Genomic DNA, 14,255 nt, shown 5'->3' on the forward strand with positions numbered 1-14,255 from the left:
ATTGTGCCCGCATGCACATGCGCGGGCATGCGCAGGACGCCGCCACCGCAGGACCGCACCTGGTCACGACCGAAGGGCATCGGCCATGCAGCGTGCTCAACTCCCGGCCCGCCGAGGGCTGTACGAATCGGCAGCAGTGGCCGGTGGAGTGGAAGGGCCGCGCGTACTGCGCGAATTGACCGGTGTCGTGCTCGACGCTCTGGCCGAGGGAGCCGTCGCCCGGGGCGGCCCGGCACCCGCGGGCGGCCCGGCGGAGGTCACCGAGCGGACCATGGCCCGCTGCACCCCGCTGCTCCCCGCCGAGGGAATCGGCGCCACGGCTGCGCTGACCGATCTCGTACGGGCCGTGACGGAAGGCGCCACCGATCCCGCCGACCCGGCCTGCGCCGCCCATCTGCACTGCCCCCCGCTCGCCGTCGCCGTCGCGGCCGACCTCGCGGCCTCCGCGCTCAACCCCTCCATGGACTCCTGGGACCAGGCGCCCGCCGCCGGAGTCATCGAGGAACAGACCACCGACGCGCTGGCCGCGCTCGTCTACCCCGCACGGGCCGCACCGGACGCCCTCATAACCACCGGTGGCACGGAATCCAACCTCGTCGCGCTGCTGCTCGCCCGGGAGCGTGCCCGCGCCCGAGGTGCCCGGTCCGTCCATGTGCTGTGCGGGGCCAACGGGCACCACAGCGTGCGCCGCGCCGCCTGGATGCTCGGACTGCCCACGCCCCTCTCGGTGGAATGCCGCGACGGGCGCCTCTCGCCCGCCGCGCTCGACCGCGCGCTCGCCTCGCTGAGCGGCCCCGTCCTCGTGGTGGCCACCGCCGGTACCACCGACGAGGGCCTGATCGACCCGCTCCCCGAGATCGCCGAGATCGCCGCCGCGCACGGCGCGGAGGTCCATGTCGACGCGGCGTACGGCGGGCCGCTGCTGTTCAGCGAACGCCTCGCACCCCGACTCGCGGGGCTCGATTCCGCCGTGTCCGTCACCTTCGACCTGCACAAGCTGGGCTGGCAGCCCGTCGCCGCCGGAGTGCTGGCCGTCGCCGACAACGCCCGGCTCGACCCGCTCTCCTTCAGCACGGACTATCTGAACGCCGACGACGACACCGAGGCCGGACTGCCCGACCTCCTCGGCCGCTCCATCCGCACCTCGCGCCGCCCCGACGCGCTGAAGATCGCCGTCACCCTGCGCGCGCTGGGACGGGACGGACTCGGGCGGCTCGTGGAGCACTGCGTCGACACCGCGGACCAGTTCGCCCAGGCGGTCGACGCCCATCCGGCGCTGCGTCGCCGCGCGGGCGACATCGGCATCAGCACGGTGCTGCTGCGGCCGACGGCAGCGGACGCGCTGCCCGCCGCCGAGGGGGACGCGCTGGTCGCCGCGATCCGCAGGCAACTGCTGGCCGAAGGCCGCGCCGTCCTCGGCCGCGCCGTCGCCACGGACGAGGACGGGCAGTCCCGGCTCTGGCTGAAGGCAACACTGCTCCATCCGCAAGCCCAGCAGGCCGACCTGGACGGGCTGCTGAAGCTGGTCGCGCACCATGCGGGCCGGACGGCGCCGCCGCCCGGCAGCCCGGAAGCTGCGGCCCCGGCCGCCGGAGCGGAGTGGGCGGGCGCCCCGGACGCGGGTACGGCGAGTGCCGGCGCGCCAGGGTCCGGCAGCCTGGCCTCCGACGGCCCGGTGGTGGCCTCGGCAGGCGGCGAGGCGGGTGCTGCCGCCCGGGACGCTGCGGCGGCGCAGACTCCCTCCCCGGCCCAGGCCCCGGCCCCGGCCCCGGCCCCGGCCCCGGACGCGGGTGCGGGTGCGGGTGCGGATGCGTCGCAGGCGGGCGCGGTGCGGGCCGGCGCCCCGGCTCCGGGTGCCCAAGCGCGGGCTGAGCGGGGCGTCTTGGCCCGGGGCGTCGAGTTGCCGGGAGCTGTCGTTTCGGCCAGGGCCGCCCCGGGCGCCGACGCACCGCAGGTCCGTGGAGGGCAGCGATGAACGGGTATGGGGAGGAAGGGGCCGGAGCGGCGGACACGCCGCTTGACCTGCTGGGGGTGGGGGCCGGGCCGTTCAACCTCTCGCTGGCCGCGCTCGCCGACGCGCTGCCCGGCCTGCGGACCGCCTTCCACGAGCGGCGCCCCGCCTTCCACTGGCACCCCGGCCTGCTCATCGACGGGACCACGCTCCAAGTCCCCTTCATGGCTGACCTGGTGAGCCTCGTCGACCCGACCAGCCCGTGGTCCTTCCTCAACTACCTGCGCACGCGCGAGCGGTTGTTCCCCTTCTACTTCGCCGAGCGCTTCCACATCCACCGCGCCGAGTACGACGCGTACTGCCGCTGGGTCAGCGAGCGGCTGCCCTCCTGCCACTTCGGCCGCCAGGTCGACACCGTCCGCTGGAGCGCCCCGCACCGCGCATTCGAAGTGGACTACACCCGCCGCGGACCCGATGGTGGTGTCGACGGCGCCATCGACGCGGCGGGGCGTACGTACGCACGCAACCTCGTGCTCGGCATCGGCACCGCCCCGCACATACCGGAGCCGCTGCGGCCGCTCGCGGAGGACACCCGCGTGCTGGTGCTGCATTCGGCCGACTACCTGGAGCATCGCGAACGGCTGCTCGCGGCGCGGCACATCACCGTCGTCGGCTCCGGCCAGTCCGGTGCGGAGGTCTTCCTCGACCTGCTGCGAGACCGCCCGCTGGGCCGGGAGGGCCTGACCTGGCTCGCCCGCACCCCGGCGTTCGCGCCGATGGAGTACTCCCGGATCGGCCTGGAGCAGTTCACCCCGGACTACACCCGCTATTTCCACGGCCTTCCCGAGACCACCCGGGACCAGGTGCTGCCCGAGCAGTGGCAGCTGTACAAGGGCGTCAGCGGCGACACCCTGGGCGACGTCCATGACGAGCTGTACCGCCGCACCCTGGACGGCGGCTGGCCCGAGGCGTCGCTGACTCCCGGGGTCACGGTGCGCGGCGGCACCCGTACGCCCGCCGGGCGGATCGAACTCGCCCTGGAACACGGCCAGCAGCGTGCCCGCGGCACTCTCACCACGGACGCCGTCGTGTTCGCCACCGGTTACCGGGAGCGGCCCTTCGAGGAACTGCTCGGCCCGCTGAGCGAGCACATCCGCCGTGACGACTCCGGACGGCCGCGCGTCGACCGCGAGCACCGGCTCGTACTGGACTCGTCCGTCGGCGGCAGTGTGTTCGTGCAGAACGCCGAGCGTCACACGCACGGCGTGGGCGCCCCGGATCTGGGCCTCGCCGCCTGGCGATCGGCGGTGATTCTCAACGCGCTCACCGGACGGGACGCCTACCCGCTGCCCGCGCGCACCGCCTTCACCACCTTCGGCCTGGACGGTACGACGGCACTCGGCGCACCCGAAGGCGCGTCCCCGGACCCTTCCGGACACATCACAGGAAGCACGACAGAAAGCACGACAGAAAGCACAACAGGAGGACGTTCGTGACCGCGCAGATACCCGCAACGGCCGCACGTGCCTGGCAGCAGGCCGGCGCACTGATCACCGAGAAGATGCTCGGTGAGCTGTCGTACGAGTTCCTCTTCGAACCCGTGACCGACCCGGACCCGGTCACCGAGGGCTCGGACCCAGCCTGGCGGCTCGACCTGCCGGGTGAGGTCAGCTACCGCTTCCGTGCCCGGCGCGGCGCCTTCCTCTGCTGGGTCGTGGCCGCCGGTTCCGCCACCCGCCACACCGCCTCCGGGCAGGCGCCCGCGGACGACCCGCGCATCCTGGTCACCGACGCCCGCACCGTCCTCGGACTCTCCGGCATGCGGCTGGCCGATGTGCTGAGCGAACTCACCTCGACCGTCGCGAACGAGGCCAAGCGCCTCGAAGCTCCCTTGACAGCAGCCGAGTTGGCAGCGCTGCCCTACGACGAGGCGGACGGCCGCCTGACCGGCCACCCGCGCATCGTCGTCAACAAGGGCCGGGTCGGCTTCTCGGCCGCCGACCGCGCGAACTTCTCACCGGAGGCGCGTACCGCCTTCCCCGTCCGCTGGGCGGCCGTCCACCGGGACCTCGCCAGCTTCCGTTCCGTGCCGGAACTGGACGAGGAGACGCTGCTCGCCGAGGAGTTGGACGCAGAGACCCGTGCGGCCTACCGGGAGCGGCTCTCCGCGTACGGCGACCCGGCCGACTACCTGTGGATGCCCATCCACCCCTGGCAGTGGGAGGAGATCGTCGGCACCCTCTACGCCGCCGAAGTCGCCACCGGCCGCATAGTCTTGCTCGGCGACTCCGCCGACAGCTATCTGCCGCACCAGACCATCCGCACGCTGGCCAACATCAGCCACGCGAGCCGACGCGACGTCAAGACCGCCTGCTCCGTACGGAACACGCTGGTCTACCGGGGCCTGAACTCCGCCGCGACCCTCGCCGGTCCGGCGGTCACCCAGTGGCTGCGCTCCCTCCACGAGGGGGACGAACTACTGCGCGACGAATACCGGTTCGACCTGCTGGGCGAGGTGGCCGCCGTCTCGGTGACCCACCCGCTCTTCGGCTCCCTCGAAGAACTGCCCTACCGCTTCCACGAGACGCTCGGCGCCCTGTGGCGCGAGCCGCTGCGCACCCGCGTCGCCGAAGGCGAACGGGCGATCTCCCTCGCCGCGTTGCCCTACCGGGACCACCACGGCGACAGCGTCCTCGCCCACCTCGTCGGCACCTCCGGTATGAGCCCCGAGGACTGGTTCGGCAAGCTCTACGACCTCATCCTCACCCCGCTGCTGCACTGGCTCTACCGCTACGGCGTCGCGTTCTGCCCGCACAGCCAGAACCTCGTCCTGATCACCGACCCGGACGGCCGCCCCCTGCGGGTCCTCATCAAGGACTTCGCCCAGGGCGTGGACCTCGTCGAGGCGGATCTGCCGGTGCACGACACGCTCGCTCAGGAGGCCCGGAAGGACATGCTGCGCTGGCCCGCCCCGCTCATGGCCCAGTCGCTGTTCTCCTCCGTCTTCTCCGGCCAGGTCCGCTTCCTCGCCGAGATCGCGTACGACGACCTCGGCTACGCGCGCGGCGCGATGTGGGAGCAGGTACGCGCCGTCATCCGCGCCTACGCCGACCGTTTCCCCGAGGACGCCAAGCGCTATCCGGACCTCGACCTGTTCGCGGCCGATGTCGAGCGGGTCTGCCTCAACCGCGAGCACTTGGCGGGGGAGGGCTTCGAACGGGTCGACCGGGACGAGGAGTTCGACGTCCGCTACGGCCGCGTGCCCAACCCGCTGGCCGGGCGTGGTCCGGAGGGCGCCTGGTGACCGGCGCGGCTGGAACGGCCGTCGCGGGGACCACCCCGGCAACGTCCGCCGCTCCGCCCTTCTGGCGCCGTCCGGTGGGGCCCCGCCCGCTGGCGGCCCGTACGGCGGCGGGCGCCGCGATGCGCGGCGAACTCGCCGCCCGCGAGGTGCGACGCCTGACCCTGCTGGCACCGGACCCGCACGCCCGCTTCGCCGCCGTCGACCTTGACGGCGGCTTCGCCCTCGACACGGTGCTCGACGACGGCTACGGCGCCTGCACCTACCTCTTCGCCTGGGACGCGGAGCGCGGCACCTCGGACGCGCCCGCGCTGCGCCCGTACTACGACACCTACTCCGACCTCCTGCTGCGCCCCGACCCCGCCACCCTGCTGCCCCAGCCCGCCGAGGACGGCAGCTGGTACGCGGTCTGCGACGCCGAGTGGCCCGACGGCACCCCCGTACGGGTCGCGCCCCGCACCCTGCTGCGCCGGCAGTTGGCCGACGCGGAGGAGTGGGGCATCGTCCCCTCCGTCGGCCTCGAACACGAGGTCACCTTCTACCGGCCCGACGGCACCCCCCTCACCGCCCACGGCACCGACTACGCGCTCGGCGGCACCGAGCCGATGGCGCCACTCCTGCGCGACGTGCGCGGCACGCTCCGGGAGGCCGCGCTCGGCGTCGAGTCCGCCCGCGCCGAATGCCACCCCGGGCAGTACGAGATCGTGCTGCGCCACCGGGATGCCCTGGCGGCCTGCGACGACGCGATGATCCAGCAGACGCTGGTGCGCCAGACCGCCGTACGGCACGGCCTGCACGCCTCCTATCTGGCCGCCGAGGCCCCCGGCCAGGGAAGCTCCTGCCATGTCCACCTCTCCCTGAACGACCTCCACGGCGTGAACACAGGCGTGAACACAGGCGTGAACACAGAAACAGCTGCGCGCCGCCCCAGCCCCCTGCTGGGCTCCTTCCTCGCCGGAGTGCTGCGCGCCGCCGCCGACCTCACCCTGATCTGGGCCCCCACCGTCAACTCCTACGTACGGCTGCGCAATGGCGGCTTCGCGCCCACCACCGTCCGCTGGGGCGTCGACGACCGCACCGCCGCCGTACGACTCGCCGGGCGCGGCAACTCGCTGCGCCTGGAGTGCCGTTTCCCGGGCGCGGACGCCCAGCCGCATCTGGCGGTCGCCGCGCTGCTCGCCGCCGGTCTCTCCGGCATACGGGACGAGCTGCCGGAGCCGCCCGCCGGTGAAGCCGTCGACCGGCTGGCCACCACCCCGTGGCAGGCGCTGGAACGGTTTGCCACCGCCCGGCTCCCCGCCCGGCTCCTGGGCAGGGAGGTGGTCGACCACTACGCCGCACTGTTCCAGTCCGAGCTGGACGCCTGGTGCGGGAGCGTCACCGACTGGCAGCGACGGCGCGGGGCACAGCGCTCATGAGCGCCTCCGCCACCGAACAGCCGACGGGACCGGCGGATGGGCCGGGGCAACCAGGGCAACCAGGGCAACCAGGGCGGCCGGGGCGGCCGGGACCGGGCGCCACGCTCAGGGAACTGGCGGCGGCACCGGCCCTGCTCCCGCTGCTGGGCTGGAGCCTGCTCGCGCGGCTGCACCTCTCCGCGAGCGTCATCGCCCTGCTCGTCGTCGCCGCCGACCTCACCGGCTCCTACGCCACCGCGGGCCTGGTCACGGGCGCGCTCGTCCTCGGCCAGGGCATCACCGGACCCCTGCGCGGCCGTGCCGTCGACCGCCGCCCGGCCGCCCGCCTCCTCGTCTGGACCTCGCTGCTCTACGGTGCGGGGCTCGGGGCGCTGGCGGCCGTACCCGCGAGCGCCGGGTGGCAGACCCTGGCGGGGGCGGCGTTCCTCGTCGGTCTCGCCTGCCCGCCCTCGACACAGGTGTCGCGGTGCAAGGTCGCGCAGCTCACCGAGGGGCCGCTGCGGCAGCGTGCGTACACGCTCCAGGCCACGGTCAACGAGATCGTGCTCGTGCTGGGACCGGGCGTGGTGTCCCTCGCCCTCGCGGCCTTCGGGGCGCGCGGCGCGGTCGCCGTCTGCGGGGTGCTGGCGGTGCTCGGCGGCCTCGGGCTTGCACACGCGGTGCGCCGCGCCGGAGTCGACAGCCCGGACTCCCCCGCCTGCCCGCCGCCGTCGGCTCCCATCCCACCCTCAGCCCCCCGCGCCTCCGGCACCCCGGGGCCGCAGGACAGCTCACTGCTGCGCAACCGTCCCGCGCTGCGCGCCATCGCCGCCGTCACCGCCCTCATCGCGGCCTTCTCCGTCATCGATTTCATCCTGGTCTCCTGGGCGCACTCCCGTGGCACGCCCGCGCTCGGCGGTCTCCTCACCGGCGTCTGGGCCGCCGGGTCCGCCGTGGGCGGTCTCGCCGCCACGGTCGGGCTCACCGGCACCGCCGTGCTGCGCCGTCGGCTCGCCCTTGTCGCCCTCGGTGTGGCCCTGCTGCTGCCCGCCCTGTCCGAACGGCTGGGCGCGGGCACCCCGACGACCGTCTGCCTGGCCCTCGCGCTGGGCGGCACCGTCATTCCGCCCGCCCTCGCCGCCCTCTATGACAGCGTCGCCGAACTCGCGGGTGGTGCCCGCCGCGGCGAGGCGTTCGGCTGGATCGCTTCCCTGACCACGGCCGCCGCCGCCATGGTCAGCCCGCTGGCCGGGATGGTCCTCGACCGCTGGGGTGCCGTGGCCGCGACCGGGCTCGCCCTCGCCGCCTGCGCCGCCGCCCTGGCGCTCGCCCCCGCCAGGCTCTCGGCGAGCAAAGCCACCCCGTAGCGCCCGCCGCCCGGGGACCGGCAGACACTGGGGATCGACCGTCCTGCCCTGCGTATGGCTGAAGACGGCGAGCGGCCCGGCATGTCGCTGCCGTACGGAGGACCGTGGGCCGTTCACTCGGGCCATGCGGCAGACATCTCATCACATGCGCGGAGCAGCGGACCAGAAGCAGTGCGACGGGGCCGGCCCACGGCGGGCTTCCGTGCGGCGGGCCGGCGTTCTGCTGGTGGCGCTGGCCTCCCTGCTGGCGGGAGGCACCGCACCGGTCCTGGCTGAGGCGGGCACCGCCCCCGGGCCGGAGCCAGAGCGCGGCGCACAGGCGTACGCCCCCCGGTACATCCAGGCTCAGGCCGACGCCCACGGAGAGGACCCGCGCGACGAAGGCGCGGAAATCTTCCAGGGCCGCGCCTTCGACACCTGCGTCGCCCCGACCCAGAGCACCATGCGGGCCTGGAGGGCCTCGCCCTACCGCGGGGTGGGTGTCTACGTCGGCGGCCGGGGCCGCGCCTGCCCTGTCCAGCCCAACCTCGACCCGGCCTGGGTCGAGGGCGTCACCTCGATGGGCTGGCGGCTGCTGCCGCTGTACGTGGGTTCGCAGGCGCCGTGCGTGCACGCCGAGCGCAAGCGCCGCTACGCGATCGACAGCCGCGACCCCGCGGGTGCGGGCGTACGCGAGGGACGGGACGCAGTCGCGCAGGCGCGGGCACTCGGCATGAGGGAGAAGAGCCCGGTCTACCTCGACATGGAGGCGTACGACATCCGCGACGCCGCCTGCGCCCGCACCACCCTCCGCTTCATCCAGGGCTGGAACCGCGAGGTGCGCCGCCTCGGCTATCTCCCCGGCTTCTACAGCAGCGCCACCTCGGGTGTCACCCACCTGGAGGAGGCCCGCGCGGCGGGCGTCCAGGACCTTCCGGCGGTGATGTGGTTCGCCCGCTGGAACACCGCCCCCGACCTGCGCGGAGAGCCTGCCCTCGCACCCGGCGCCTGGCAGCCGCACCGCCGCGTCCACCAGTACCGCGGCAATGTGAGGGAGACGTACGGAGGGCGGACCGTGCAGATCGACAGGAACCTCGTGGATGCCCCCGTAGCGATCGTGGGGTGACGGACCGTAGGGTGACCCATGGCACACCCTGAGGCGGCCCCTGATGCCTGAGCCGTACGTCCTCCACCTGCGGTAGGTGTAGCTGGAGCCGCCACTACAACCTGAGGCGGACGCTGCATCGGGACCTCCGGGCGATCCGCTGAGCTCCGGCGACTTCTAGCGTTGAGCCATGACCACGCCTGGGATCGAACGGAGCGCAAGGAGCTCCGCTGCGACAGTGACGCCACTGACGTTCACGTCGTACGTGCGGACGCGTGGGCCGGTGCTTCTGCGTACCGCCCGATCGCTCACCGCCAACCCCTGCGACGCCGAGGACCTTCTCCAGACCGCGCTGACCAAGACGTACCTGGCGTGGGAGCGGATCGAGGACCACCGCGCGCTGGACGGGTATGTCCGCCGCGCCCTGCTGAACACCCGTACCTCGCAGTGGCGCAAGCGCAAGATCGACGAGTTCGCGGTCGAGGACCTGCCGGAACCAGAACCTCTCCCCGGCCCGGACCCAGCCGAGCAGCAGGCCACGCGCGACGCGATGTGGCGTGCGGTGCTCAAGCTCCCCGCACGGCAGCGCGCGATGGTGGTGCTGCGCTACTACGAGGATCTGAGCGAGGTGCAGACGGCCGAGGTGCTCGGAGTCTCGGTGGGGACGGTCAAGAGCGCGGTGTCCCGCGCCCTGGCCAAGCTCCGCGAGGACCAGCAGCTCGCGGCGGACACCCGGGGGGAGCACGTGAAGGCGGCCTGAGGGGCGCGCCCGCGCGGGAGCGAATGAGACTGCACGCCTGCGAGAGCGTCGGCGCGCGTGCCGGATGAACGCGAGTTACCTACACGGATCCCTCCGGGGTAGTGACATACCGCGCGGTATGCGTCCAGAATCACAGCACCCATTACCCGCCCGTAATACGGGGAGGCACTCGGTGCTCAGCACGATGCAGGATGTCCCGCTCATCGTCTCGCGAATTCTGCGGCACGGCTCCACGATCCACGGAGACGCGCAGGTCACGACCTGGACGGGGGACGCGGAAGCGCCGCACCGCCGCAGCTTCGCCGAGATCGGCGACCGCGCCGCCCAGCTCGCGCACGCGCTGCGCGAGGAACTCGGCGTCCTTCCGGAAGAACGCATCGGAACGCTCATGTGGAACAACGCGGAGCATGTCGAGGCGTACTTCGCCGTCCCCTCCATGGGCTCCGTGCTGCACACGTTGAATCTCCGGCTCCCGTCCGAACAGCTGGTGTGGATCGTCGGTCACGCCGCCGACCGCGTCATCCTCGTCAACGGGTCGCTGCTGGCCCTGCTCGCGCCGCTGCTCCCGCAGCTGCACACGGTCGAACACGTGGTCGTCGTGGGCCCCGGAGACCGCGCGCTGCTGGACGGCTGCCGCCCCGCCGTACACGAGTACGAGGAGCTGCTCGCCGGGCGGCCGACCGCGTACGAGTGGCCCGAGCTGGACGAGCGGGAAGCCGCCGCCATGTGCTACACCTCCGGTACCACCGGGGACCCCAAGGGCGTCGTCTTCTCCCACCGCTCCATCTATCTGCACGCGATGCAGGTCAACATGGGCGAGTCCATGAGCCTCACGGACGCGGACACCACACTTCCCGTGGTGCCCATGTTCCACGTGAACGCCTGGGGCCTGCCGCACGCCACCTTCATGACCGGCGTCGGCATGCTGATGCCGGACCGCTTCCTGCAGCCCGCCCCGCTCGCCGAGATGATCGAGACCGAACGGCCCACGCACGCCGCCGCCGTCCCCACCATCTGGCAGGGGCTGCTGACCGAACTGGCGGACAAGCCGCGCGACATCTCCTGTCTGAAGACCGTCACCATCGGCGGTTCCGCGTGTCCGCCCGCCCTGATGAAGGAGTTCGAGGAGCGGCACGGAGTCCGGGTCTGCCACGCCTGGGGCATGACGGAGACCTCACCGCTCGGCACCATCGCCCGTGAGCCCGGCTCCGCGCTCACGCCCGAGGAGGCGTGGCCGTACCGGCTCACCCAGGGGCGCTTCCCCGCCTCCGTCGAGGCGCGGCTGGCCGGACCGGACGGCGAACTCATGCCCTGGGACGGCGAGTCGGCCGGTGAGCTGGAGGTGCGCGGCCCGTGGATCGCCGGGGCCTACTACGGGGGCGAGGGCGCGGAGCCGGTGCGGCCCGAGGACAAGTTCAGCCCGGACGGCTGGCTGCGTACGGGCGATGTCGGTGTGATCACCCGGGAGGGCTTCCTGACGCTGACCGACCGGGCCAAGGACGTCATCAAGTCGGGCGGTGAGTGGATCTCCTCGGTGGCCCTGGAGAACCACCTGATGGCGCACGAGGCGATCGCGGAAGCGGCGGTGGTGGCCGTACCGGACGGCAAATGGGGCGAACGGCCGCTGGCGGCCGTCGTGCTGGCGGAGGACGCGGGCGCGGTCACCTACCAGGAGCTGCGCGCCTTCCTCGGCGAGCGGGTCGCGCGGTGGCAGCTGCCCGAGCGCTGGGCCCGGATCGAAGAGGTGCCGAAGACGAGCGTGGGGAAGTTCGACAAGAAGGTGATCCGCGCGCGGTACGCGGCGGGCGCGCTGGACGTCACGATGCTCTGACGCGGCAGAGGCACCGGCAGCGCCGGTGCGGTGCTGCCGGGTCAGCTGGCGCCGATCTTCGCGAGCAGGTCGACGATCCGGGACTGCACCTCGGCGCTCGTCGACCGCTCCGCGAGGAAGAGCACCGTCTCGCCGGAGGCCAGCCGGGGCAGTTCCGCCGGATTCATGTCGGCCGCCGTGTAGACGACGAACGGCGTACGGTGCAGCAGCCCGTTGGCCCGTAGCCAGTCGATGATCCCGGCGCGGCGGCGGCGTACCTGCATCAGGTCCATCACCACCAGATTCGGCCGGATCTGCGCCGCGACGCTCACCGCGTCCGCGTCCGAGAGCGCGTGCGCCACCTGCATGCCCCGGCGCTCCAGCGTGGAGGAGAACGCGCTCGCGATCGAGGTGTTCTCCTCCACCAGCAGGACCCGGGGCGGGTGCTGCTCGCTGTCGCGCGGCGCGAGCGCCTTCAGCAGGACCGCCGGGTCCGCCCCGTACGCCGCTTCCCTGGTGGCCTGCCCGAGCCCCGCCGTGACCAGCACCGGGACCTCGGCGGCCACGGCAGCCTGACGCAGCGACTGGAGCGCCGTACGGGTGATGGGCCCGGTGAGCGGATCGACGAACAGCGCGGCCGGGTACGCGGCGATCTGCGCGTCGACCTCTTCGCGCGAGTGGACGATGACGGGCCGGTAGCCGCGCTCGGAGAGCGCCTGCTGGGTGGAGACGTCGGGCTCCGGCCAGACCAGCAGCCGCCGCGGGTTGTCGAGAGGCTCGGGGGGCAGCTCGTCGTCGACGGGGTGCGATGACGCGGACAGTCCGCCGTCGTCGGTGACCTCGACGGCGCCGTTCGGCCCGTCCAGCGGTTCGGGGCCCTCGGCCGAGCCCTCGTCGGGCGCGCCGATGGCGAACTGGCGGGCCGGTGTCTGCGCGTGCGGCTGGCTCTGCGGCTGCCCATGAGCCTGGCCGTGGCCGTGGCCCTGGGCGTGCGGCTGAGGCTGCGGCTGGGCCGGAAGCTGAGTCTGGGCCGGGGGCTGCGGCTGCGGCTGGGCCTCGGACGGGGACGCGGGCCCGCCGTCCTCGGCCGGGGCGGAGAGCCTGCGGCGGCGTCCGGAACCAGCCGGTGCCGGAGGCGTCGACGGCGTGGACGGGATCGCCGGAACGGAGGGCGGCGCCGAAGCGGGCGCCGCCGCGGCGTGGCCGCCTGGCGGATGGGCGCCGTGGTCGCCCATCCCCTGCGCGAAGGGGACACCCTGACCCAGCGTTCGTACGCTGATGCCGCCGGACGACTGGTCCGCCGTGTACGGCTCGACCTCGCTGCCGGGCGTCCGCGGCTGCGGGGGCTGCTGTGCGGCGGGCAGTTGCGGTGGGGCCCCGCCGCCGAGGATCGGGCTGGCCGCGACCACCGAGTGGTCGGCGGTGCGCGGGTCGGTGGCGGAAGGCGCCCCGGGTGCGCCCTCGCCCGGCGCGGTTGCGGGCTCCTGGGCGGACGTGGGCTCGGGCAGGGGCTGGGCTCCGGGCAGGGCGGCCGGGGCAGGCAGCGCGAACGGTTCGTTCGTCGACGGCTGCCCTGCGGCCTGCTCCTCGGCGCGGGCCCGCGCCGCCGCGAGCCGGCGCGCGCGCCGCCCGCCGCCCACGACGGCCGGGGAGCGGTCCGTACCTGCGTCGCCGTCACCCGTCTGGGTTGTCGTCGTCTCGCTTGTCATCGTTTGGGGCGTCTGCTGCTGCGGCGGCGCGGGGGGCAGGGCCGCCTGCCCCGCGCCGTTCCACTCGGCGCCGCTGCCGACATCGGCGCCACTGCTGCTGGGGCCGGGGCCGAGCGCGGGGACGGGCGTGGCCGAGGGCTGCCCCGGTCCGCCGGCGCGGCGGGCGCGGCGCCCCGTACCGGGCGGCACCTGCTGCGGAATCGCCTGCCCGCCGGTGCCGGGCCCGGCCTGCGCGCCGGCGGCCTGGGCGCCGCTGGCCTGCGCGCCGCTGTACGACAGCGAGCCGGTGCCGTCGGAGTCCGGGCCCGAGCTGGAGCCGGAATCCGTGCCGTCCTCCCGTTCGTCGGTCCGCGTCCCGAGCGCCCGGCGCGTACGGCGGCCGTTGCCGTTCTGGTGCGTGCCGGTGCCCGCGCCCGTACGGCCGCCCGCAGTGCCGTTTCCTCCCGGTGCGCCGTTGCCCTCGTCGTCCGCTCCGGCGTCCGGGTCGGCGAGGGGGCGCCGCGTGCTGCCGCTCTCCCCCGCCGTGCCGGGGGGCGGGGGGAGCGCGGGCTGCGCGTGCGGGGCCCGAGGGTCGGGCTGGCCGTGGTCCGGGCGCGCGGGGTGCCCCGGCTGCGCCTCCTCGGCCGGGCTCGGCCGTCCTCGGCGGCGCCCGGTCGGCCGTGGCTGGCCGAGCTCGGGGGCGCCGCCCTGTGCGGGGACGCCGCCGTGGCCCGGGCGGTGCGTCCCGCCGAATTCCATGCCGCCGAGGCCCGTGCCGGTGCCGTCCGAATGCCCGTCCGAATGCCCGTCCGAATGGCCGTGCGCCCCCGCCGCCGCCCCGGGCGCACCCCCCCGAGCCCGAACCTCCCGCGGCGGGTCGCCCAGTGGCGGACCCCC

Annotated in this window: 9 protein-coding genes; 8 read left to right on the forward strand and 1 reads right to left on the reverse strand. The window is 74.1% G+C overall.

Translation table 11 applies throughout. From position 1 onward, the window contains the following. Positions 1 to 85: 85 nt before the first annotated feature. The 8 genes from LHJ74_RS05425 (at position 86) to LHJ74_RS05460 (ending at position 11,691) form a co-directional block, all read left to right on the forward strand. Positions 86 to 1,975, forward strand: coding sequence for a pyridoxal phosphate-dependent decarboxylase family protein (locus tag LHJ74_RS05425; RefSeq protein ID WP_375546662.1), 1,890 nt, complete (start codon positions 86 to 88; stop codon positions 1,973 to 1,975). After that, on the forward strand, positions 1,972 to 3,447 hold the full coding sequence (locus LHJ74_RS05430) for a lysine N(6)-hydroxylase/L-ornithine N(5)-oxygenase family protein (protein ID WP_260216352.1): 1,476 nt from the start codon (positions 1,972 to 1,974) through the stop codon (positions 3,445 to 3,447). Before LHJ74_RS05425 ends, LHJ74_RS05430 begins: the two co-directional genes overlap by 4 nt. Further along, positions 3,444 to 5,255: an IucA/IucC family protein gene (locus tag LHJ74_RS05435; protein ID WP_260216353.1), complete on the forward strand. Its 1,812-nt coding sequence runs from the start codon at positions 3,444 to 3,446 to the stop codon at positions 5,253 to 5,255. The genes LHJ74_RS05430 and LHJ74_RS05435 overlap by 4 nt, the downstream gene beginning before the upstream one ends. Then, positions 5,252 to 6,670, forward strand: coding sequence for a type I glutamate--ammonia ligase (locus LHJ74_RS05440; protein WP_260216354.1), 1,419 nt, complete (start codon positions 5,252 to 5,254; stop codon positions 6,668 to 6,670). The genes LHJ74_RS05435 and LHJ74_RS05440 overlap by 4 nt, the downstream gene beginning before the upstream one ends. Continuing rightward, positions 6,667 to 8,016 carry an MFS transporter gene (locus LHJ74_RS05445; protein ID WP_260216355.1) on the forward strand — a complete coding sequence of 450 codons (1,350 nt, stop codon included), beginning with the start codon at positions 6,667 to 6,669 and terminating at the stop codon, positions 8,014 to 8,016. Before LHJ74_RS05440 ends, LHJ74_RS05445 begins: the two co-directional genes overlap by 4 nt. Before the next feature lie 124 nt (positions 8,017 to 8,140). Then, a complete protein-coding gene (locus tag LHJ74_RS05450; RefSeq protein ID WP_260216356.1) occupies positions 8,141 to 9,121 on the forward strand; it encodes a glycoside hydrolase domain-containing protein in 981 nt (326 codons plus the stop codon). Between the two features lie 169 nt (positions 9,122 to 9,290). Next, a complete protein-coding gene (locus LHJ74_RS05455; protein ID WP_260216357.1) occupies positions 9,291 to 9,860 on the forward strand; it encodes a SigE family RNA polymerase sigma factor in 570 nt (189 codons plus the stop codon). A gap of 172 nt (positions 9,861 to 10,032) precedes the next feature. Then, positions 10,033 to 11,691 carry a long-chain fatty acid--CoA ligase gene (locus tag LHJ74_RS05460; protein WP_260216358.1) on the forward strand — a complete coding sequence of 553 codons (1,659 nt, stop codon included), beginning with the start codon at positions 10,033 to 10,035 and terminating at the stop codon, positions 11,689 to 11,691. A 41-nt stretch (positions 11,692 to 11,732) separates the two neighbouring features. On the opposite strand, the gene LHJ74_RS05465 is transcribed toward LHJ74_RS05460, so the two are convergent. Beyond that, on the reverse strand, positions 11,733 to 14,255 hold a 2,523-nt coding region (locus LHJ74_RS05465), incomplete at its 5' end, for a response regulator (RefSeq protein ID WP_511262215.1).

Origin of the sequence: Streptomyces gossypii (genome assembly GCF_025165795.1) — a bacterium.
GTDB classification, from domain to species: Bacteria; Actinomycetota; Actinomycetes; order Streptomycetales; family Streptomycetaceae; genus Streptomyces; species Streptomyces gossypii.

Excerpts from the sequence above, each read along its gene's own strand:
- LHJ74_RS05450 (WP_260216356.1), top strand. The coding sequence starts at position 8,141 with ATGCGGCAGACATCTCATCACATGCGCGGAGCAGCGGACCAGAAGCAG.
- LHJ74_RS05430 (WP_260216352.1), top strand. The coding sequence starts at position 1,972 with ATGAACGGGTATGGGGAGGAAGGGGCCGGAGCGGCGGACACGCCGCTT.
- LHJ74_RS05425 (WP_375546662.1), top strand. The coding sequence starts at position 86 with ATGCAGCGTGCTCAACTCCCGGCCCGCCGAGGGCTGTACGAATCGGCA.
- LHJ74_RS05455 (WP_260216357.1), top strand. The coding sequence starts at position 9,291 with ATGACCACGCCTGGGATCGAACGGAGCGCAAGGAGCTCCGCTGCGACA.
- LHJ74_RS05445 (WP_260216355.1), top strand. The coding sequence starts at position 6,667 with ATGAGCGCCTCCGCCACCGAACAGCCGACGGGACCGGCGGATGGGCCG.